21 protein-coding genes and 1 riboswitch are annotated in these 19,509 nt (G+C 68.3%); of the genes, 12 read left to right on the forward strand and 9 right to left on the reverse strand.

Translation table 11 applies throughout. The features are described from left to right. Nucleotides 1–20: 20 nt before the first annotated feature. Complete coding sequence (locus ACFTZB_RS26690) at nucleotides 21–773, reverse strand: isocitrate lyase/phosphoenolpyruvate mutase family protein (protein ID WP_072948457.1); 753 nt, start codon at nucleotides 771–773, stop codon at nucleotides 21–23. A 110-nt stretch (nucleotides 774–883) separates the two neighbouring features. Here ACFTZB_RS26690 and ACFTZB_RS26695 point away from each other — a divergent pair, with 110 nt between their 5' ends. Further along, nucleotides 884–2,236, forward strand: a complete 1,353-nt coding sequence (locus ACFTZB_RS26695) for a hypothetical protein (RefSeq protein ID WP_378435730.1) — start codon at nucleotides 884–886, stop codon at nucleotides 2,234–2,236. Here ACFTZB_RS26695 and ACFTZB_RS26700 read toward each other — a convergent pair. Further along, nucleotides 2,233–2,643 (reverse strand): NUDIX domain-containing protein, encoded by a 411-nt coding sequence (locus tag ACFTZB_RS26700; protein ID WP_244163738.1) that lies wholly within the window; start codon nucleotides 2,641–2,643, stop codon nucleotides 2,233–2,235. The genes ACFTZB_RS26695 and ACFTZB_RS26700 overlap by 4 nt on opposite strands. Nucleotides 2,644–2,844: 201 nt before the next feature. Here ACFTZB_RS26700 and ACFTZB_RS26705 point away from each other — a divergent pair, with 201 nt between their 5' ends. From ACFTZB_RS26705 to mnhG, 6 genes are read left to right on the forward strand one after another with little or no spacing between them, the layout of a single operon-like run. Continuing rightward, a complete protein-coding gene (locus ACFTZB_RS26705) occupies nucleotides 2,845–5,676 on the forward strand; it encodes a Na+/H+ antiporter subunit A (protein ID WP_378435733.1) in 2,832 nt (943 codons plus the stop codon). Further along, the gene (locus ACFTZB_RS26710; RefSeq protein WP_378435734.1) at nucleotides 5,676–6,245 is read left to right on the forward strand and encodes a Na(+)/H(+) antiporter subunit C; all 570 of its coding nucleotides are present in this window, start codon (nucleotides 5,676–5,678) and stop codon (nucleotides 6,243–6,245) included. Before ACFTZB_RS26705 ends, ACFTZB_RS26710 begins: the two co-directional genes overlap by 1 nt. After that, entirely contained in the window at nucleotides 6,242–7,864 is a 1,623-nt protein-coding gene (locus tag ACFTZB_RS26715; RefSeq protein ID WP_378435736.1) for a Na+/H+ antiporter subunit D, read from the forward strand. The genes ACFTZB_RS26710 and ACFTZB_RS26715 overlap by 4 nt, the downstream gene beginning before the upstream one ends. After that, nucleotides 7,861–8,433 carry a Na+/H+ antiporter subunit E gene (locus ACFTZB_RS26720; RefSeq protein ID WP_378435738.1) on the forward strand — a complete coding sequence of 191 codons (573 nt, stop codon included), beginning with the start codon at nucleotides 7,861–7,863 and terminating at the stop codon, nucleotides 8,431–8,433. The genes ACFTZB_RS26715 and ACFTZB_RS26720 overlap by 4 nt, the downstream gene beginning before the upstream one ends. Beyond that, nucleotides 8,430–8,690, forward strand: coding sequence for a monovalent cation/H+ antiporter complex subunit F (locus ACFTZB_RS26725; protein ID WP_005251754.1), 261 nt, complete (start codon nucleotides 8,430–8,432; stop codon nucleotides 8,688–8,690). Before ACFTZB_RS26720 ends, ACFTZB_RS26725 begins: the two co-directional genes overlap by 4 nt. Continuing rightward, nucleotides 8,687–9,025: a monovalent cation/H(+) antiporter subunit G gene (gene mnhG, locus ACFTZB_RS26730; RefSeq protein ID WP_005264391.1), complete on the forward strand. Its 339-nt coding sequence runs from the start codon at nucleotides 8,687–8,689 to the stop codon at nucleotides 9,023–9,025. Before ACFTZB_RS26725 ends, mnhG begins: the two co-directional genes overlap by 4 nt. Here mnhG and ACFTZB_RS26735 read toward each other — a convergent pair. The 5 genes from ACFTZB_RS26735 to ACFTZB_RS26755 all read right to left on the reverse strand — a co-directional run bounded on the left by ACFTZB_RS26735 (nucleotide 8,994) and on the right by ACFTZB_RS26755 (nucleotide 13,276). Continuing rightward, a complete protein-coding gene (locus ACFTZB_RS26735; protein ID WP_378435740.1) occupies nucleotides 8,994–10,277 on the reverse strand; it encodes a DUF5933 domain-containing protein in 1,284 nt (427 codons plus the stop codon). The genes mnhG and ACFTZB_RS26735 overlap by 32 nt on opposite strands. 118 nt (nucleotides 10,278–10,395) lie before the next feature. After that, entirely contained in the window at nucleotides 10,396–11,520 is a 1,125-nt protein-coding gene (locus ACFTZB_RS26740; RefSeq protein WP_095862474.1) for a glutamate--cysteine ligase, read from the reverse strand. A gap of 75 nt (nucleotides 11,521–11,595) precedes the next feature. Further along, nucleotides 11,596–12,297, reverse strand: coding sequence for a superoxide dismutase family protein (locus ACFTZB_RS26745; RefSeq protein ID WP_378435743.1), 702 nt, complete (start codon nucleotides 12,295–12,297; stop codon nucleotides 11,596–11,598). A gap of 73 nt (nucleotides 12,298–12,370) precedes the next feature. Next, a complete protein-coding gene (locus ACFTZB_RS26750; protein ID WP_124396024.1) occupies nucleotides 12,371–12,916 on the reverse strand; it encodes a LytR C-terminal domain-containing protein in 546 nt (181 codons plus the stop codon). Between the two features lie 24 nt (nucleotides 12,917–12,940). Beyond that, nucleotides 12,941–13,276, reverse strand: a complete 336-nt coding sequence (locus ACFTZB_RS26755; protein WP_378435746.1) for a DUF3263 domain-containing protein — start codon at nucleotides 13,274–13,276, stop codon at nucleotides 12,941–12,943. Between the two features lie 178 nt (nucleotides 13,277–13,454). Here ACFTZB_RS26755 and ACFTZB_RS26760 point away from each other — a divergent pair, with 178 nt between their 5' ends. The 3 genes from ACFTZB_RS26760 to ACFTZB_RS26770 are packed head-to-tail and all read left to right on the forward strand — an operon-like array spanning nucleotide 13,455 to nucleotide 15,838. After that, the gene (locus ACFTZB_RS26760; protein WP_378435748.1) at nucleotides 13,455–14,045 is read left to right on the forward strand and encodes a peptide deformylase; all 591 of its coding nucleotides are present in this window, start codon (nucleotides 13,455–13,457) and stop codon (nucleotides 14,043–14,045) included. Further along, the gene (locus ACFTZB_RS26765; RefSeq protein ID WP_378435750.1) at nucleotides 14,035–15,000 is read left to right on the forward strand and encodes a GNAT family N-acetyltransferase; all 966 of its coding nucleotides are present in this window, start codon (nucleotides 14,035–14,037) and stop codon (nucleotides 14,998–15,000) included. Before ACFTZB_RS26760 ends, ACFTZB_RS26765 begins: the two co-directional genes overlap by 11 nt. Nucleotides 15,001–15,034: 34 nt before the next feature. Further along, entirely contained in the window at nucleotides 15,035–15,838 is an 804-nt protein-coding gene (locus ACFTZB_RS26770; protein ID WP_378435752.1) for an exodeoxyribonuclease III, read from the forward strand. 36 nt (nucleotides 15,839–15,874) lie between these two features. Here ACFTZB_RS26770 and ACFTZB_RS26775 read toward each other — a convergent pair whose 3' ends face one another. Both ACFTZB_RS26775 and ACFTZB_RS26780 read right to left on the reverse strand, forming a co-directional pair. Next, entirely contained in the window at nucleotides 15,875–16,237 is a 363-nt protein-coding gene (locus tag ACFTZB_RS26775; RefSeq protein ID WP_378435754.1) for a GNAT family N-acetyltransferase, read from the reverse strand. A 100-nt stretch (nucleotides 16,238–16,337) separates the two neighbouring features. Further along, on the reverse strand, nucleotides 16,338–16,721 hold the full coding sequence (locus ACFTZB_RS26780) for a GNAT family N-acetyltransferase (protein WP_378435756.1): 384 nt from the start codon (nucleotides 16,719–16,721) through the stop codon (nucleotides 16,338–16,340). Nucleotides 16,722–16,854: 133 nt separating this feature from the next. Further along, nucleotides 16,855–16,963: riboswitch (TPP riboswitch) on the forward strand. Between ACFTZB_RS26780 and thiC the strand changes: the two genes are divergently transcribed. Both thiC and thiD read left to right on the forward strand, forming a co-directional pair. Continuing rightward, complete coding sequence (gene thiC, locus ACFTZB_RS26785) at nucleotides 16,956–18,602, forward strand: phosphomethylpyrimidine synthase ThiC (protein ID WP_378435758.1); 1,647 nt, start codon at nucleotides 16,956–16,958, stop codon at nucleotides 18,600–18,602. (Overlaps the previous riboswitch by 8 nt.) A 10-nt stretch (nucleotides 18,603–18,612) precedes the next feature. Then, complete coding sequence (gene thiD / locus ACFTZB_RS26790) at nucleotides 18,613–19,458, forward strand: bifunctional hydroxymethylpyrimidine kinase/phosphomethylpyrimidine kinase (RefSeq protein ID WP_378435760.1); 846 nt, start codon at nucleotides 18,613–18,615, stop codon at nucleotides 19,456–19,458. Nucleotides 19,459–19,509 lie beyond the last annotated feature (51 nt).

Raw genomic sequence — 19,509 nt, forward strand, 5'->3', positions numbered from 1 at the left:
GGTTAACAAGTACTCACGGGTCAGGACCAGCGGCCGAGCAGGGTGGCCGCGTGTGCGGCGAGCGCGGCCTGGAAGAACGGGCCGAAACTCACCCGCGCGACGCCGAGCGGTCCGAAGCTCGCCGGATCGTCCTGATCGGGCAGCCCGATCGCGTTGACGGGCAACGGCAGCTCCGACGTGAGCCGCTTCTGGGTGGCGTCGTCGTGACGGCCGACGGGGTAGAGCACGTCGGCTCCGGCCTCGGCGGCGAGCTTCAGTCGCGCGATCGCGCGGTCGACACGGTCGGACTCGTCGCCGACCTGCTTCACGAACAGATCTGTCCGCGCGTTCACGACCACATGGACCCCGGCGGCGTCGGCGGCCTGCCGCAACCCTCCGACGAAGTCGGCGTGCTCCTGCGGCTCGCGGAGGCGTCCGCCCTCGCTGTGGACCGTGTCCTCGATGTTCAGACCCACCGCGCCCGCACCGATCAGTCCCTCGATGAGCCGGGCGGGCTCGAGCCCGTAGCCGGATTCGATGTCGACCGACAGCGGCAGCTCCACCGCGGCGGTGATCTGCGAGATGCGGTGCAGCAGCTCGTCGAACGTGATCCCCTCGTTGTCGGGCTTGCCGATCGAGTCGGACACCGGGTGGCTTCCGACCGTCAGCGCCTGAAACCCGGCGGACACAGCCAGATTCGCGGACCACGCATCCCACACGGTGGGCAGGATGACGGGGTTGCCGGGCCGGTGCAGCTCCAGCAGGGTGGTGGCCTTCTCGTTGATCGACGTCATAGGGGGCTCCTCGCCTCGGGGTATTCGATCGGAGTCGTTCTCGGGCACGCCTTCGGTGCCAACGCGCGGTTCGCCGTTTCCATTCCTTCCCGCTCGAGTACCGTGAAATAATGGACTTCCGGGAACCCCTGTCGGCCGCGGCTGCTCTCGCGTCCGGCGCACTGGCCGGGTTCGTCCTCACCAATCCCCGCAACCGGGCATGGACGATCAACGCCTCCGATCGCGAGATCGACCGGTGGATCAGCAGCCAGCCGACGGGTGTGGTGGTGGCCCTGGTTCTCGCCGTCGTCTCGGTGGGCGGTCTGCAACGGTCCGGCTCCCGCCGGGCGTCGTGGCTCCTGGCCGCGGTGTGCGCGGTCGTCCTGATCGGCGCGCGGTGGGCGGTGCCGGACGCCGGGGGCGTCGACACGTTGATCGCCTTGCACTTCGCCAAGACCGCGACGGCCGGGTTCCTGCTGGGCGCGGCGGTCGCGGCGGTATGGGGTCGCTGGGGTTCGCAGCTGGCCCTGACCCTGGGGGTCGCGGGCGCGTTCCTCCTCGCAAGTGTGCAGAAACTGCCGCGCGGCGACACCGCGTATGTGGAGCCCGCGAGCATGAGCACCTCGGCGATCGGCGAACCCCCACTGTGGCTGCTGATCGGTGTTCTCGTGTTCGCGCTCGCGTCGGCGGTGGTGGCACGGTCGCAGTTCCGGGTGCAACGCCCCGAACGGAAGACCTTGCTGACCGCGCTGGTCGGAGCCCTGGGGCTCGCGCTGCTCAACCGGCTGCTCGGGGCGTGGATCGACGATCAGGAATTCGGCGAACCCCTCACGGTCTGGCTGATCGTGGCGTTCTCGCTGGCCGTGATCCTGGGGGCCACGGTGCTGATCGCGCGCCGGTTCCCCGGCATCGACGGACATTTCCTGGTGGCGGCGACGGGGGTCACCGCCGCGTCCGTGCTCGTCCTCGACGACCTCCGGACCCCGCGGGTGACGACGCCCGCGCCCGCGTTGCTGGCGGTCGGCGTCGTCGCCCTCGCCGCGGGAATGGCGGTGGCGGTCAGGGTTCCGCCGAAGTGGCGTCGGCCGGCGTGGGGCCTGTGTCTCGCCGCCGTCGTTCCGCTGGTCGCGACCATCTCGCCGGACTTCGGCGACGACGGCGTCGCGCTTCTGCTCCGCCTGGCGGTCCTGGGCGGCGGCACGGGTTTCGCGCTCGCTTCCGCGCTGCCCGGTACGGCGCCCGTCGCGGTGCTCGGTCTGGCGCTGCCGTTCGCGTCGCTGGTGTTCGTCGCGGCGACGACGGTCCCCCGCAGCCGGGTGGTCTACTCGGGTGCGCCCAGCGAACACCGTCTGCCGTCGTCGCCGGCCTCGACCGCCGCGTCCGACCATCTCGCCGGTGTCGCGATGCTGCTCGTCGTCGCGTTCTGCGTCTACTCGCTCCGTGAGCGCCACAGTGCAGCGGAGGGCACCGCGCCACTCACCTAGTCGAGGAGGCCGAGCGACTGCAGTCGGCGGAACACGAGCATCGAGCCGGGCGCGACGTCGGGCATCGCCGCGTACTCGTCGACGGTGAAGTAGCGCAGTTCGGCGATCTCGCTCGTCGGCCGCGGCTCGGTGCTGAGTTCGGCGAGGAAACAGGTCATGTGCAGGTCCGTGCCCTCGGGATGTCCGTACGCGGGGGCCTCGAAGACCCCCAGACGTTCGAGCGTCCCGTCGACGATTCCGGCGTCGAGTTCTTCCCGGATCTCGCGGTGCAGAGCCTGTTCGGCGTTCTCGCCCGGGTCGATCTTGCCGCCTGCCATGTAGAACGCGGTCTTCCCCGCCGAACGCGTCTGGAGGAGTTTGCGGTCACGGATGTGGGCGAGCGCGGCGGTTCGAATCTCGGCTGGCACCGACCCAAGATAGATCAGCCGGGGCACGCGCCCATAACACAGTGCGCCCCAATAGTCCGATTTGCCGCGATTGTGGGTCCGAATAACCGACCCAGTAGGATGTACACGTAGCCCAGTTCGCTAGCTAAGCGAACGGTCTACACGACTCGGTTCGTTTCGTTCCGACACCCCGCCGCCCGCTGACCCCCGACGGAGTGCCTTTTGCTTGCTGTTCTGCTCGCCCATGCCGTTGCCGCCGTTCTGGCTCCGCTTGTGGTGCGCCAGTTCGGCCGCAACGGTTTCTATCCCCTCTCCCTCGTCCCGCTGGCGTCACTCGGATGGGTGATCGCGAACTGGGGCACGGAACAGACCGTGTCCGTCGAGTGGGCACCGGGCCTGTCGATGGACCTCGACTTCTGGTTCGATCCGCTCGCCGCGATCATGTCGGTGCTGGTGCTGGGCATCGGCACGCTGATCCTGGTCTACTGCGCCCGCTACTTCACCGACGACGAACCCCGTCTCGGCATCTTCGCCGCCGAGATGGTGGCGTTCGCCGGGGCCATGTTCGGGCTCGTCGCGAGCGACAACATGTTGCTGCTGTACATCTTCTGGGAGCTGACGACGGTCCTGTCGTTCCTGCTGGTCGGGCATTACGCCGAACGCGCCTCGAGCCGCCGCGCCGCGACGCAGGCCCTGCTCGTCACGACCGCGGGTGGTCTGGCCATGCTCGTCGGCATCATCATCCTCGGCCAGGTGAGTGGCACGTACAACCTGTCCGAACTGATCGAGGTCGCACCCCGCGGCTGGCTCGCCGGTGTCGGTGTCGTGCTGGTCCTCATCGGTGCGCTGTCGAAATCGGCGATCGTCCCGCTGCACTTCTGGTTGCCCGGCGCGATGGCCGCCCCGACCCCGGTCAGCGGCTATCTGCACGCCGCGGCGATGGTGAAGGCGGGCATCTATCTCGTGGCCAGGCTGTCGCCGGGTTTCGCCGACGCGGCACCCTGGCGGTTCACGATCATCACTCTCGGCCTGCTGACGATGGTCCTCGCCGGGTGGCGGGCGATGCGTGCGTTCGACCTCAAACTGGTGCTCGCGTTCGGCACCGTCAGCCAACTCGGCTTCATGATGGTGCTGGTCGGTCTCGGCACCCGCGATGCCGCGCTCGCCGGTATGACGATGGTCGTCGCGCACGCGATGTTCAAGGCGGCACTGTTCATGGTGGTCGGCATCATCGACCACACGACGGGGACCCGCGACATCCGCAAACTCGCGCACCTCGGCAATCGCGCGCCGGCGCTGATGGTGTTCGCCGCGCTGGCCGCGGCCAGCATGGCCGGACTTCCGCCGTTCCTCGGGTTCGTCGGCAAGGAAGCCGCTTTCGACTCCCTGCTGAGCACGACCGTGCTCGCCGACCCGGCGCGGATCGCCACCGTCGGCGTCGTGGTGCTGGGTTCGATCCTGACGCTCGCCTACAGCGTGCGCTTCATGTGGGGCGCGTTCGGCCGCAAGCGGCTCGCGCGGCCGAGCCCCGCCGTGCAGGGTATGCACGCACCCGGACCGCTGTTCCTCGCCGCACCCGCCGTCCTCGCGGTGCTGAGCCTCGCGGCGGGACTGGCGGCGCCGCAGCTCGAGAAGCTGCTGACGCCGTACTCGCGCACATTGCCGGCGGAGGCCGCCGCCGACTACCACCTCGCGCTGTGGCACGGCGTCAACACGGCACTGCTGCTCACACTGCTCGTCTTCGCCGTCGGCACCGCGCTCTTCGTGGCGCAGCGCTGGGTCAACCGGTTGCGGTTCGAACATCCGCCGCTCGGCAACGCCGACCGCATCTACGACGCGACGCTGCGCGGCATGGACGCCCTGTCCATGCGGCTGACCGGCGCCACCCAGCGCGGTTCGCTGCCGCTGACCCAGGCGACCATCCTCGGCACCCTGGTGCTGGTGCCGCTGGTGCTGCTCGTCGTCGGCACCGACACCGGCGCCGACGTCCGCCTGTGGGATTCGCCGGTGCAATTCGTGATCGGGCTGATGATGGTCGCGGCCGCGCTCGCGGCGACGGTGATGCGCAACCGTCTGGCCAGCGTGATCCTCGTCGGTCTCAGCGGCTACGGGTGCGGTGTGCTGTTCGCTCTGCACGGCGCCCCCGACCTGGCGCTCACCCAGTTCCTGGTGGAGACGCTGACCCTCGTCATCTTCGTCCTCGTGTTCCGCAAGCTGCCCGCCGAGGTGGACGAGCGCCGGGCGATCGGATTCAAGATTCCGCGGGCGATGCTGGCGGTCGCCGTCGGTGCCACCATCACCACGATCGGCGCGTACGCCATCAACGCGCGGAACTCGGTGCCGATCTACGAGCGACTCCCCGACGCGGCGTACTACCTCGGCAACGGCAAGAATGTGGTCAACGTCCTGCTCGTCGACATCCGCGCGTGGGACACGCTCGGCGAGATCTCGGTGCTGCTCGTCGCGGCCACCGGTGTCGCGAGCCTGGTGTTCCGGAACCGCCGCTTCGGCAGCGCCCCCAGAGTGGCCGATGCCCCCGCGGTCACGGCCGATTCTTCGGCCTCGCATTCCGAGACCACGTGGCTGCTCGGCGGCGACCTCATCGATCCGAAACACCGGTCACTGGTCCTCGAGGTGACGACCCGGCTGATCTTCCCGACCATCATGGTGCTGTCGGTGTACTTCTTCTTCGCCGGCCACAACGCACCCGGCGGCGGTTTCGCCGGCGGCCTCACCGCCGGTCTGGCGCTGGTCCTGCGCTACCTCGCGGGCGGGCGGTACGAACTCGGCGAGACCGTTCCGATCGACGCGGGCAAGATCCTGGGGCTCGGGCTCACGCTCGCCGCGGGTACCGCGCTCGCGTCGCTGTTCCTCGGCGCCCCCGCGCTGTCGTCCGCGGTGTTCGAGGTGACGCTGCCGGTGATCGGTCACGTCAAGATGGTCACCGCACTGTTCTTCGACCTGGGTGTGTACCTCATCGTGGTCGGACTCGTACTCGACGTACTCCGCAGTCTCGGGGCACGTCTCGACGCACAGGTCGAGGTGAACCAGTAATGAGCGCGAACATCGGATTTCTCGTCATCATCGGCGTCCTCGTGTCCGCCGGCGTCTACCTGCTCATCGAACGCAGCATCACCCGCATGCTGCTGGGGTTGCTGCTGTTCGGCAACGGCATCAACCTTCTCATCCTCACGTCCGGTGGTCCGGACGGCAATCCGCCCATCGTCGGCCGCGAGTCCATTCACGAGTCGATGGCCGACCCGCTGGCTCAGGCGATGATCCTGACGGCGATCGTCATCACGATGGGCATCGCCGGTTTCGTGCTCGCGCTCGCGTACCGGTCGTTCAAGATCACCACGCAGGACGCCGTCGAGAACGACCCCGAGGACACCAAGGTCCTGCGGCGCAGGTCGCCCGCCGAGGCCCCGGACCGCGACCGCTCCGACGACCCGGTCACCGGCGAGCCGAGTTTCAGCGGCGACGCCTTCGACAAGGACGGAAACCCCATTCCCCTGGACGAACTGAAGAACCTCGAAGACCTCGAATGCTACGAAGACCTGCACGAGGGTGACTTCGACGACGACGAGGACATCGACAAGGCCGGGATCGGGGAGAAGTCGTGACCATTTCCCCGAACGTCATCACGGCGCTCGCGCCGCTGCCCGTCCTCGTCCCGATGCTCGCCGCCGCGGCCACGCTGGTGCTCGGCCGGCGTCCGCGGGCCCAGCGGATCATCACGCTCGTCGCGTTGATCGGCGTCCTCGTCGTGTCGGGACTGCTGCTGTTCCTCGCCGATCGCGACGGCACGACGGCCGTTCAGGTGGGTGGCTGGGACTCGCCGATCGGCATCACGCTGGTGGTCGACCGGCTGTCCGCGATGATGCTGGTGGTCTCGTCGATCGTGCTGCTCGCCGTCATGGCGTACGCCGTGGGTCAGGGTATCCGCGACGGCAGTGAGGACCAGCCCGTCTCGATCTTCCTGCCGACGTATCTGGCGCTGACGGCCGGCATCTCCAACGCGTTCCTCGCGGGCGACCTGTTCAATCTGTACGTCGGTTTCGAGGTCCTCCTCGCCGCCAGTTTCGTGCTGCTCACACTGGGCGCGAGCGCCGACCGCGTCCGCGCGGGTGTGTCGTACGTGATGGTGTCGATGGTGTCGTCGCTGATCTTCCTGGCGGGCATCGCGTTCGCCTACGCGGCCACCGGCACCCTCAACCTCGCCGACATGGCCACCCGCCTCGACGGCATCCCGTCCGGCACCCGCACCGCCATCTTCGGCGTGCTGCTCGTGGCGTTCGGCATCAAGGCCGCGGTGTTCCCGCTGTCGACGTGGCTGCCCGACTCCTACCCCACCGCGCCGGCCCCGGTCACCGCCGTGTTCGCCGGCCTGCTCACCAAGGTGGGTGTGTACGCGATCATCCGCGCGCACACGCTGCTCTTCCCGGAGGGCGAACTCGACAACGTGCTGATGGTCTGCGGCCTGCTGACGATGCTCGTCGGGATCCTCGGTGCGATCGCGCAGAGCGACATCAAACGTCTGCTGTCCTTCACCCTGGTCAGCCACATCGGATACATGGTGTTCGGGGTCGCGCTGTCCACGCAGTCGGGGCTCTCGGGTGCCATCTACTACGTGGCCCACCACATCCTCGTGCAGACCACCTTGTTCCTGGTGGTCGGTCTCATCGAACGCCAGGCCGGGTCGTCGTCGCTGCGTCGTCTCGGCGGGCTCGCCGCGGCCAGCCCCGTCCTGGCCATCGTGTTCCTCATTCCGGCCCTCAACCTCGGCGGCATTCCCCCGTTCTCCGGGTTCATCGGCAAGGTCGCGTTGTTGCAGGCCGGCTCGGCGGACGCGAGCGTGCTGGCGTGGACCCTCGTCGCGGGCGGAACCGTCACCAGCCTCCTCACCCTGTACGTCGTCGCACGCGTGTGGACCAAGGCGTTCTGGCGGGCCCGCGCCGACGCCCCCGAGGGCGACCTCGCGGACGTCAGCCCGTCGGCGCTACTCGACGAGTCCGAGGCCGACATCGCGTTCGACGACCGCGCCGACGTGGGCCGGATCCCCGCGATGATGCTGATCCCCACCGTCGCCCTCGTCGCCGTCGGGCTGGCGATGACGGTGTTCGCCGGTCAGATCATCCAGATCAGCGATCGCGCGGCGAGCGACCTGCAGAACCGGTCCATCTACATCGACGCCGTCCTCGGCGGTCATCCCGGCGGCGAAGCGCAGGAGGCACCGCGATGAAACGCGAGAGAATTCTCCAGTTCGGCGCGTTGCTGTGGCTGATGTCGGTGTGGATCCTGTTGTGGGGCAACGTCAGCTGGGGCAACATCCTCGGCGGACTCGCCGTCGGCGCGATCATCATGGTGCTCATGCCGCTGCCGCGGGTACCCGTGGAGGGCCGGGTACACGTCCTGCCACTGCTGCGGCTGGCCGTGATGTTCGTGTACTACTCGCTCCAGTCGAGCCTCCAGATCGCGTGGCTCGCACTCCGGCCCGGGCCGCCGCCCGTCACCGGCGTCCTGCGATACCAGTTGGGGATCAAGTCGGACCTCGTGCTGACACTGTGCATCGACGTGCTGAACCTCATCCCGGGCACCATGGTCCTCGAGATCGACCAGGTCCGGCGGATCGTGTACGTCCACGTCCTGGACATGGGCTCGCAGAAGGCGGTCAGCCAGTTCTACCGCACCGTCGCGCAGCTGGAACGGTTGTTCGTCGAGGCGTTCGAACGGGACTCCGACTGGAAACCGAGCCCGTGGCACAACCGCGACCAGCTGTACGACGACCCCGCTCAGGAGGGCAGTTCATGACAGTCGTATCGGTCATATCCGGGATCATCCTGGTCGTCGCCGGGGTGCTGACGACGTTCCGGCTGCTCGACGGTCCGAACTCGCTCGATCGTCTCGTCGCCCTCGACACCCTGATCGCGCTCGCGATGTGCGGACTCGCCGTGTGGGCGGCGTACACCGGCGACACGACGATCGTGCCCGCCATCGTCGCGTTGTCGCTGGTGGGGTTCATCGGCTCGGTGTCGGTGGCCCGGTTCCGGGTGAGTGACAAGTCGTGACCACCGTGCTGAACGTCATCGGGGCCACCCTCATGTTGTGCGGGTCGCTGCTCGCACTGACGGCCGCCATCGCCATCGTCCGTTTCCCCGACACCCTGCGCCGCATGCACGCCGCCACGAAACCGCAGGTGGTCGGTCTCATCATGGTGCTCGCGGGTGCCGTCCTCGAACTGCGCGGCAACGTCGACATCTGGATGCTGATCCTCGTCGGCATCTTCACCCTGTTCACCGCGCCGGTCATCGCGCACAGCGTCGGCCGGGTGGCGTACCGGGAGCAGCGCGATCAGGACGGGCTGCTGATGATCAACGAGTTGGAGCCACCAGAACGTCCGTGACCGCCGTCTTCGCGCCGCTGCCCCACCGGGCTAGCGCGGTGTCGGGCCGGGCGAAGAACGTCGCATAGAAGCCGAGAATCATCGCGGCGAGGACACCGAGAACGAGCGGGCCGGACACCTCAGGGAATCGGCCCATCGGCACCGCCAGGTAGCGGTAGCTGAGCAGCAGTCCCGCCAGCACCAGTGCGCCGCCACCGACGAGGCGGACCCGGAACCAGCCCCATCCCCGTTCGGGGTCGCGGAGCGCGGACTCGATGGTCAGGCACAGGACGGCTCCGGCGACCAGGTCGACGCCGTAGTGGTAGCCGAACCCGAGGGTCGCAGTCAGTGTGCACACCAGCCAGAACGTGCCGCCGAGCCGCAGCCACCAGGCACCCTGCCGGGAATGGATGAACAGCGCGAGGGCCCACGCCGTGTGCAGGCTCGGCATGCAGTTGCGCGGGGTCGTCGAATCGAACGGCAGGGGTTCGGGCGCGAAGTCGGGTGCCGGGACCAGGTTCGGCCAGTAGTCGCTGACCTGGAACCCCTGCCCTTCGGTGCCGAAGGCGAAGATCGGACCGACCACGGGGAACAGCACGTAGAACACGGGACCGACGAGACCGATCAGCAGGAACGTGCGCACCAGGTAGTGCGAGGGCCATCCGTTCCGCAACTGGTAGACGGCCACCGCGATCGCCGCGACCGGCAGTTCGATGTAGACCCAGTGCAGGATGCCGTAACCGACGGGACCGAGCGCGTCGACGAACCGACCCATGTGCCACGACGGGCTTCCCAGCGCATGATCCGCGAGCTGGGCGAATTCGTCGAGGACCATCGGCCCGGCCATGATCGTGACCTGCAGCCAGGCGTCGCCGAACTTGGTCGCGAGAATCAGCAGCGCACCCAGCCCGACACCTTTCAGGGCGCTGCGCCGCTGCTCGCCGGTCCACCGGACCGCGGCGTGGACACCGATCGCCGTGAGCACCCACGTGGCGCCGTTCCCGACCGTCAGCGGGCCACCCGACAGGTAGCGCACAGCGGCGACCACCACGTCGATGCCCGCCGCCGCGGACAGCGCGACGACCCGTTGCCGGTTGGTGAGCCCGACCATCGCGAGCGCGAGACCGGCCCACGGAACGGACGCCGACTTGGGGGTCAGGACGTAGTCACGGAACAGGCTCTCCAGGGGACCCGGGAAACCCTGGACGGACGCGACCGACTGAACCACGACCAGCAGGATCGCCACCCCGAGCGCCCCGCCCGCAACGAACATGCGGGAACGATCGACGGGCCCACCCGGCCGTACAACGGCAACATCGTCGATCGACACCCGCCAAGTGTAAACAACACGTGAACGGCAAGTGGACGAGCGCCCTGCCCGAGACCGGCTTTCAGGTCCCGAGCTCTTTCACCAGCGCGTCGACGACTGCCACCAGGTCACCGCCGGTCGCCTCCGCGACCTGACGTTGCCGCTGATAGGAGGCGCCGCGGCGGGGAATCTCCGCCACGGCGGCCAATTCGTCCGCGCACCCGAGCCGCACCGCGGTCGGCGCCAGCTTCTCCAGCAGGTCGTTCAGGTCGTCGGTGACGAGTCGCTCGTTGCTGTCCTCGTCGAGAATGATCTCGGCGTCGAGTCCGTACCGCGCGGCCCGCCACTTGTTTTCCTTCACGTGCCACGGCTGCAGGTTCGGCAGGTTCTCGCCCGCCTCGAAACGCCGGTCCAGGTCGACGATCAGGCAGTGCACGAGCGCGACGAGAGAACTGAGTTCGGCGCGGGTGGAGATCCCGTCGAAGACGCGGACCTCGATGGTGCCCCACCGCGGCGCGGGCCGGATGTCCCAGTGCATCCCGCCGATCTTGGTGATTACGCCGGTCTTCATCTGGTCGCTGATGAAATCCTCGTACTGCGCCCAGTTCGCGAACTGGTACGGCAGCCCCGCAGTGGGAAGCTGCTGGAACATCAGGGCGCGATTGCTCGCGTACCCCGTGTTGACGCCCGCCCACATCGGTGAGGACGCGGAAAGCGCGAGCAGATGCGGGTACCGCTGCAAGAGCGCGTTGAGGATCGGGAACACCTTCTGCGGCGACGACACCCCCACGTGGACGTGCACACCCCAGATCAGCATCTGACGGCCCCACCACTGGGTGCGCTCGATCAGCTCGTCGTAATCCGGTGTCCGCGTGACCAATTGGGTCGACCACTGCGCGAACGGGTGCGTTCCGGCGCAGATGAGATCGACGCCGAGCGGGTTCGCCGCCCGCCGCAACAGGTCGAGCGACTCGTCGAGGTCGTCCATCGCCTCACCGACGGTGGAGTGGATGCCGGTGACGAGTTCGACGGTGTTGCGCAGCAACTCCTTGGTGATCCGCGGATCCTCCGGACCCGCGAGATTCGCGACCGCGTCGAACACCTCCGCGGCCGTGTTGGAGAGATCCCGCGTGACCCTGTCGACCAGCGCGATCTCCCACTCGACACCCAGTGTCGGCCGCGGCGAACCGGGAAAGGGAACTACCACGGTTTCGATCCAACCACAGGCCGCAGTGCGCGGCAGCGTACCGACACCCCGGCCGCAGCCGGGGTGTCACGCGACTCAGCCGGCGCCGATGACACCGCAGGCCACACGAGAGCCTGCGTCACCGGTGTTCAGGGTTTCCTGATCGGGAGCGGGTGCGTACCGGGTGGGGATGTTCGCGAAATTGTCGGGACCCGAGTGGATCATGACCGCGGTGCCGCTGTCGCCGTTCTTCAGATCCTCGACCGTGAAGGCGTCGGTGCTGGTGACCAACTCGGCGGTCCCGTCCTCGAGCACCTGCAGCGAGGTGAGGTCGCCGCTCGCGGGGTGCCCCGAGTGGCCCGCCGCCTGGAAGTGCCCGCCCGCGGACAGGAAGTTTCCGGGCGCACCGCCGGTCGGTGCCACGGAGTTCGTCTCGCACTTTCCGACGGAGTGCACGTGGAACCCGTGGAACCCGGGCGTCTGATCCTTGACGGACACGGTGACCTCGACGTGGCTTCCCGACTGCTTGAACGTGGCGGTACCGACGTTCTCGCCCTCCGCGTTCTTCAGCGTCGCGGTGAGCGCGCCGCTTTCCGCGTGTTCGCCCGAGCCGCTCTCGGCGTCGCCGGGAACGCCTGCGGCACTGGGATCGGCGGCGCCGGTCCAGACGGGAGGAGTGGTGCCGGGAACGTCGGTCGGCTCCTCGTTGTTACTGCAGGCGGTCAGTCCGAGTGCCGCAATGGCCACCACCGGGGTGACAATGCGCCAGGACATCCGACGGGTAGAACTCGAGGCCATCAAACCGCTCCTTTGAGGTGGCGAAGAAGTGCACCTGATCATAACTGCGGCGCCGGTGCACCGACCGTCCGGTCTACTGCGCGGAAGTGACGATGACGACCACACCGGCGGACGAATTGGCGATACCCGGGAACTTCGGCTCGGCCGACACCCCGAGTTGCGCCGCGATCTCGGTGGCCGCTTCCTTCTCGGCCGCGGAAGTCCCGTAGTACACGGTGGTTTCGGAGATGGTGCCGTCGCTGTAGTTGCCGGTCTCCGACACCGTCCACCCCGAAGACATCAGTTCGGTGGCGGTCTGGCTCGCGAGACCCGTGACGTTGCTGTTGTTGAGCACCCGCACCGGCACCGACGCAGCGTCGGCGGCCTTCGTGGTGCTGGACGCACCGGACGTCGTGCTCGCCGCGGAAGCGGAGGCACCTCCCGCTCCGGCGGCCGTGGTCGGACGGGCGGCGGTGGTCGTGGCAGCCGCCGAGGTCGTGACGGTGGCTGCGGTCTCCTCCGAGTCCGAACCCCCGAGCGAGGCGAACCCGAGACCCGCGAAGAGAATCGCGAGGGCGATCAGCACCATCGCGAGGGCACGTAACGGCGGGCCGGACGATTCGGGTTTCGGAGTACTCACGATGTCGACCTTAGCGACCGGGTGCTACGTGACGTCGAACCCGAGGCGACGGGCCGCGCGGGCCTTCTGCCTGCTCGCGCGCAGCCGTCGCAGGCGCTTCACGAGCATCGGGTCGGCCGCGAGTGCCTCGGGCCGGTCCACCAGCGCGTTGAGTACCTGGTAGTACCGGGTGGCGGACATGTCGAACAGCTCTTTGATCGCTTCTTCCTTCGCGCCGGCGTACTTCCACCATTGGCGCTCGAAGGACAGGATGTCGTGCTCCCGACGCGAGAGGCCGTCGACGACGTCGTCGACCCCTACGGAAGTGTCGCTGTCGGTGCGCTCGGACTGGTTCCGACTACGCGCTGTTGCGCCGTCCATCTCACTCCTCGACTACTAGCTCTCGCTCGACCTCAGCGAAACCACGTTCCCCCGGCTCCTCGATCGCGTGGCCGACCGAGCAACGAATTACACAGCTGTACTTCAGCGACTATTCAACCACGACGAACGCCGCGGGCAGTGCGAACGGCTCGGGCGCGCCGCACTATCCTTGACGACCATGGCCATCCTCCCCATCCGGATCGTGGGCGACCCGGTATTGCACGAACCGACCGAGACGGTGTCCCAGTCACCTGCGGAACTCGCACAGATCATCGCCGACATGTACGACACGATGGACGCCGCCAACGGCGTCGGGCTCGCCGCCAACCAGGTCGGCCTGCCGATGCGGTTGTTCGTCTACGACTGCCCGGACGTCGACGAGAGCGGAAAGCCGTTCCGCCGCCGGGGTTGCGTCGTGAACCCGGTCCTCGAGACGTCGGAACGCCCCGAGACCATGCCGGACCCGGACGACGACGTCGAGGGCTGCCTGTCCGTTCCCGGCGAGCAGTTCCCCACCGGCCGGGCCGAGTGGGCGAAGGTGACCGGCACCGACGCCGACGGCAATGCCGTCGAGATCGAGGGGCGCGACTTCTTCGCGCGCATGCTGCAGCACGAGGTCGGTCACCTCGACGGTTTCCTCTACGTCGACATGCTGGTCGGCCGCAACGCACGCGCCGCCAAGAAGACCATCAAGCGCGCCGGCTGGGGAGTTCCCGGTCTCAGCTGGGTGCCCGGAACGGTCGAAGACCCGTTCGGGCATGACGACTGACATTCCGCTCGGAGCCCGGGTGGTGCTGCGCTACCAGCGGCCGCCCGGGTCCAGCCATCCGATGACCGACGTCATCGGGGTGCTCGAGAGCGTCGAGCCGGTCGTGGTCGTCCGCGATGCGGCCGGCACCGCGATCGAAGTGGAGCCCGGGCGAGTGGTCGCGCTGAAGGCCGTCCCCGCGCGACCGGTGCGGGCGAGCGAGATCCGGTCCCTCGAACTGGCCTCCGCCGACGGCTGGCCGGGGATCGAGCACGCATGGATCGACGGCTGGCTCGCCCGGTACGGCCACGGCTTCACCGGACGCGCCAACTCGGCGGCGCCGCTCGGCGACCGCGGGACGGTCGGGAGCCTGGACGACCCCTCCCCCGGCGGCACGCTCGACCGTCTGCGCGAGTGGTACGCCGAGCGGGACCGCCCGCTGCGGCTGCTGATCCCCGACCGCCTGGGCGAGGTGCCGCCGGGCTGGAACGTCAGCGACGAAGTGGTCGTGATGGCCGCCGACGTCGACAATCTGGCGCTGCCCGAGGGTCCGCGGACCACGACCGTCACCGATCACCCGGATCCGGACTGGCTCGCCCTGTACCGCTACCGCGGGTCCGCGCTGCCCGACTTCGCGGTCGACGTGCTGAACGCGGTCCGCGGAGGGACGCTCGGCTTCGGCCGGATCGGCGCCGCCGACTCGGCGCTCCTCGCCGTCGCCCGCGGATCCGTCACGACCGCGCCGGACGACCGCCGGTGGGTCGGGCTCACCGCGGTCGAGGTGGCGCAGGCTCACCGCCGCCGCGGAATCGGCAGCCTGATCTGCGGCGACATGATCAACTGGGGGCGCGAGCACGGCGCGACCCACGCGTGCCTGCAGGTCGCCGTCGAGAACGAGGGCGCGCAGGCGATGTACCGCAACGTCGGCTTCGTGGCGCACCACCGGTACCGCTACGCCACCGAACCCGGCGGCTGAGAATCTGTCGGGGCGTGCCGCTAGGGTGGCTGCCGTGCGCATCGCAACCTGGAACGTGAACTCTGTTCGTGCCCGTACCGACCGGATCCTGGACTGGCTCCAGCGGTCCGACGTCGACGTGCTGGCGATGCAGGAAACCAAGTGCAAGGACGAGCAGTTCCCGTACGAGCGGTTCGCCGAACTCGGGTACGAGGTCGCGCACGTGGGCCTCAGCCAGTGGAACGGTGTGGCGATCGCGTCCCGCGTCGGCCTCGACGACGTGCAGATCGGCTTCGAGGATCAGCCCGGGTTCCACAAGGATCCGGAGGTCGCCCCCGTGCAGGAAGCGCGCGCCATCGGTGCCACCTGCAACGGCGTCCGCGTCTGGAGCCTGTACGTGCCCAACGGCCGCGAGCTCGCCGATCCGCACTACACGTACAAGCTGGAGTGGCTGGCGAAGCTGCACACGGATGCGGTCGGGTGGCTCGACCGTGATCCGGACGCGCAGATCGCGCTGGTCGGTGACTGGAACGTCGCACCCACCGACGAGGACGTCTGGGATCCGGCGCTGTTCGAGGGCAAGACCCACACGTCCGCCCCCGAGCGGGAGGCCTTCCAGGCGTTCGTCGAATCGGGATTCGCCGACGTCGTCCGGCCACACACCCCCGGTCCGGGCGTCTACACCTACTGGGACTACACCCAGCTGCGGTTCCCGAAGAAGCAGGGCATGCGCATCGATTTCGTGCTCGGGTCGCCCGCCCTCGCCGGCCGTGTCGACAAGGCCGAGATCGACCGCAACGAACGCAAGGGCAAGGGCGCCAGCGATCACGCGCCCGTCATCGTCGACCTCGGCGACTGAGGCGCAGCAACCCGAGACGAACGGCGCCCCCGGGGTCTAGTCGGCGACCAGAATGTCGAGATGCTCCGGGTTCAGCGCCACGTAGCGCCGGACGTACGTGCAGATCGGGCGCACCTTCCAGCCCCGCCGGCGCGCCGAACCCAGCGCCTCACGAACCAGGACCGCGGCGAGACCGCGGCCACCGAGGTCTTCCACGATCACCGTGTGCATGAACGCGACCACCTCGCCGGGTCTGGCGGTGAATCCGGGAATGTCGTCCTCGTCGCGATAGCCGAGGATGCCGACCAGCTCGTCCCCCAGCCACAGATCGAATCGTTCGTGGGCGGGGTTGTCGAGCACGCGCGTAACAGTCGCCGCGATGCTCCCCGATGGGTCGGAACCGTTCGAGATGTGATCCATGCCACTCATGGAAACAGTTCCCGGGCGCCCTCGCGAGCGGAACCACGGGCCCCGGAACCGTTTCGTTGCCGACGAGTGGTCGATTCGTGTCCCGTCGCCGTCAAGCCTCCACCGGGACCATGAGGTCGCGGTATTCGGGATGCCCTGCGACGAAGCGCTGCACATAGGTGCACACGGGCCGTACCTTCCAGCCGTACCCGCGAGCGAGGTCGAGGGAGCGCCCCACCATGAGTGCGGCGAGTCCGCGGTGACCGAAGTCCTCCACGATCACCGTGTGCATGAACGAGACCACCGGAGCCTGACGACCCCGGCCCTGCCGGCCCGGCGGCCGGGCCACCACTCCCACTCCCGCGCCCGCACCCGGCGGGGTGTCCGCGAGGGCGAAATACCCGAGAATGCCGACCAGGTCACCACTCAGTCGGAGTTCGAATCGATTCTGATCGGCGTTGTCGATCACGTCCACAACCTGCGCGTCCGTCAGCATGGCTATCTCCTGGGGGTATGTGTCGTAATCGAAATGTGATGTTCATCACCCTTTATACCGATGTGCGGAACCGCTGTCCAAGTTTCCCCCGAATGTTCACTCTCAGAGATCTCGGTTACAGTCTCCGGGACAACTACACACCCACGGGGGCTCGCACCAGCGGGCTGAGAGGACGGCTAGGGGCCGTCGACCGTCGAACCTGTCCGGGTAATGCCGGCGTAGGGAGCATCATCGATGAGCACAACCATGTCTACAGCCACGTCCGTCACCACGGGACCGATCCAAGGCAGCACCAAGCAGTACCTGCAGTCGGGCGACGACATCCGAGTGCCGGTCCGGCGCGTACACCTCACCAACGGTGAGCACCTCGATGTGTACGACACGTCGGGCCCCTACACCGACGCGGGCGCCACGATCGACCTGGACGCGGGGCTGCCGCATCTGCGCGCGCCGTGGATCGCCGACCGCGCGGGCACCCAGCTCGACGCCGCCCGCGCCGGAACCGTCACCCCCGAGATGCGGTATTGCGCAGCACGCGAGGGTGTTTCACCCGAGACGGTGCGCGCCGAGGTCGCGGCGGGTCGCGCCGTGATCCCGGCCAACCGCTGCCACCCCGAACTCGAGCCGATGATCATCGGCAAGGCGTTCGCGGTCAAGATCAACGCGAACATCGGCAACAGCGCGGTGACGTCGTCGATCGCAAAAGAGGTCGAGAAGATGGTGTGGGCGACGCGGTGGGGCGCGGACACCATCATGGACCTGTCCACCGGCAAGAACATTCACGAGACCCGGGAATGGATCCTGCGCAATTCGCCGGTGCCCGTGGGAACCGTGCCGATCTACCAGGCGCTGGAGAAGGTCAACGGCGATCCGACGGCACTCACGTGGGAGATCTACCGCGACACCGTGATCGAGCAGTGCGAACAGGGCGTCGACTACATGACGGTCCACGCCGGAGTACTGCTCCGCTACATCCCGCTGACCGCGCGCCGGGTCACCGGCATCGTCTCCCGCGGCGGTTCGATCATGGCGGCGTGGTGCCTTGCCCATCACCGGGAATCGTTCCTGTACACCCACTTCGACGAACTCTGCGAAATCCTCCACCGCTACGACGTCACGTTCTCGCTCGGCGACGGCCTGCGCCCCGGCTCCATCGCGGACGCCAACGACGAGGCCCAGTTCGCCGAACTCCGCACCCTCGGCGAGCTCACGAAGATCGCGAAATCGCATGGCGTGCAGGTGATGATCGAAGGTCCCGGGCACGTGCCGATGCACAAGATCGTCGAGAACGTGCGACTCGAGGAGGAGCTGTGCGAGGAGGCGCCGTTCTACACGCTCGGACCGCTCGCCACCGACATCGCACCGGCGTACGACCACATCACGTCCGCGATCGGCGCGGCGATGATCGCGCAGGCCGGTACCGCAATGCTCTGCTACGTCACCCCCAAGGAGCACCTGGGACTGCCGAACCGGGACGACGTCAAGACCGGGGTCATCACGTACAAGATCGCGGCGCACGCCGCGGACCTCGCGAAACAGCATCCGCGGGCGCAGGAACGGGACGACGCGCTGTCGAAGGCCCGGTTCGAGTTCCGCTGGCACGACCAGTTCGCCCTGTCCCTCGACCCGGACACGGCGCGGGAGTTCCACGACGAGACGCTGCCCGCCGAGCCGGCGAAGACGGCCCACTTCTGCTCGATGTGCGGCCCGAAATTCTGCTCCATGCGGATCTCCGCCGACGTGCGGGAGTACGCACAGCAACACGGACTCGATTCGGTCGAAGCCATCGAGGCCGGCATGGCCGAGAAGTCGAGCGAGTTCGTCGACGCAGGTGGTCGCGTGTATCTGCCCGTCGAATCCGTCACCTCAGAGAATCGGTAAGGTCCCCTTCGTGAAGCTGCTGCCCCTGACCCCCGACGGCCAGACCCCCGTCCGCGTCCTCACCATCGCCGGCACCGATTCCGGCGGTGGCGCCGGGATCCAGGCGGACTCGCGGACGATGGCGCTGTGCGGCGTCCACGCATGTGTCGCGGTCGCCGCGGTGACCGTGCAGAACTCGGTGGGGGTCAGCGGTTTCCACGAGATTCCGCCGGAGACGGTGGCCGCGCAGGTGCGGTGCGTCGTCGACGACATCGGGGTCGGGGCAGCGAAGACGGGGATGCTCGCGTCGACGGCCATCATCGAGGCCGTCGCCGCCGTGTGCACCGAGGTCGGGATCGGCCGGGACCGGCAGGTCCCGCTGGTCGTCGATCCGGTGTGCGCGTCGATGCACGGCGATCCGCTCCTGCACGCCGAGGCGCTGGACGCCGTGCGGAACACGCTGATCCCGATCGCCACGGTGGTCACCCCGAATCTCGACGAGATCCGGTTGATCACCGGCATCGACGTGGTGGACGACGCCACCGCACGCCGGGCCGCGGAGGCGCTGCACGCGCTCGGCGCGCAGTGGTCGATCGTGAAGGGCGGGCATCTGCGGACGTCGGCGTCGAGCACCGACCTGCTGTTCGACGGCGACCGATTCCTCGAGTTCAGCAGTCCCCGGATCGACACCGGCAACGACCACGGCGGCGGCGACACGCTCGCGGCCGCCATCGCGAGCGCGCTCGCCCACGGGTGGTCCGTGCCCGACGCGGTGGCGTTCGGCAAGGAGTGGGTGACCAAGTGCCTGGAGGCGTCGTACGACCTGGGCGCCGGTCACGGCCCCGTCTCCCCCCTGTGGCGCCTGCGGCACCCGTGAGTACTTGTTAACGTCCGGCGGTTAACAAGTACTCACGGGCGGCGGAGCCGC

Origin of the sequence: Rhodococcus sp. NPDC057014, assembly GCF_042673295.1 — a bacterium.
Taxonomy (GTDB): domain Bacteria; phylum Actinomycetota; class Actinomycetes; order Mycobacteriales; family Mycobacteriaceae; genus Rhodococcus_F.

Bases quoted from the DNA above. Each gene is read 5' to 3' on its own strand.
- ACFTZB_RS26690 (WP_072948457.1), bottom strand. From the start codon at position 773: ATGACGTCGATCAACGAGAAGGCCACCACCCTGCTGGAGCTGCACCGG.
- ACFTZB_RS26695 (WP_378435730.1), top strand. From the start codon at position 884: ATGGACTTCCGGGAACCCCTGTCGGCCGCGGCTGCTCTCGCGTCCGGC.
- ACFTZB_RS26710 (WP_378435734.1), top strand. From the start codon at position 5,676: ATGAGCGCGAACATCGGATTTCTCGTCATCATCGGCGTCCTCGTGTCC.
- ACFTZB_RS26720 (WP_378435738.1), top strand. From the start codon at position 7,861: ATGAAACGCGAGAGAATTCTCCAGTTCGGCGCGTTGCTGTGGCTGATG.
- ACFTZB_RS26725 (WP_005251754.1), top strand. From the start codon at position 8,430: ATGACAGTCGTATCGGTCATATCCGGGATCATCCTGGTCGTCGCCGGG.
- ACFTZB_RS26735 (WP_378435740.1), bottom strand. From the start codon at position 10,277: ATGTTCGTTGCGGGCGGGGCGCTCGGGGTGGCGATCCTGCTGGTCGTG.
- ACFTZB_RS26745 (WP_378435743.1), bottom strand. From the start codon at position 12,297: ATGGCCTCGAGTTCTACCCGTCGGATGTCCTGGCGCATTGTCACCCCG.
- ACFTZB_RS26755 (WP_378435746.1), bottom strand. From the start codon at position 13,276: ATGGACGGCGCAACAGCGCGTAGTCGGAACCAGTCCGAGCGCACCGAC.
- ACFTZB_RS26760 (WP_378435748.1), top strand. From the start codon at position 13,455: ATGGCCATCCTCCCCATCCGGATCGTGGGCGACCCGGTATTGCACGAA.
- ACFTZB_RS26765 (WP_378435750.1), top strand. From the start codon at position 14,035: ATGACGACTGACATTCCGCTCGGAGCCCGGGTGGTGCTGCGCTACCAG.
- ACFTZB_RS26775 (WP_378435754.1), bottom strand. From the start codon at position 16,237: ATGGATCACATCTCGAACGGTTCCGACCCATCGGGGAGCATCGCGGCG.
- ACFTZB_RS26780 (WP_378435756.1), bottom strand. From the start codon at position 16,721: ATGCTGACGGACGCGCAGGTTGTGGACGTGATCGACAACGCCGATCAG.
- thiC (WP_378435758.1), top strand. From the start codon at position 16,956: ATGAGCACAACCATGTCTACAGCCACGTCCGTCACCACGGGACCGATC.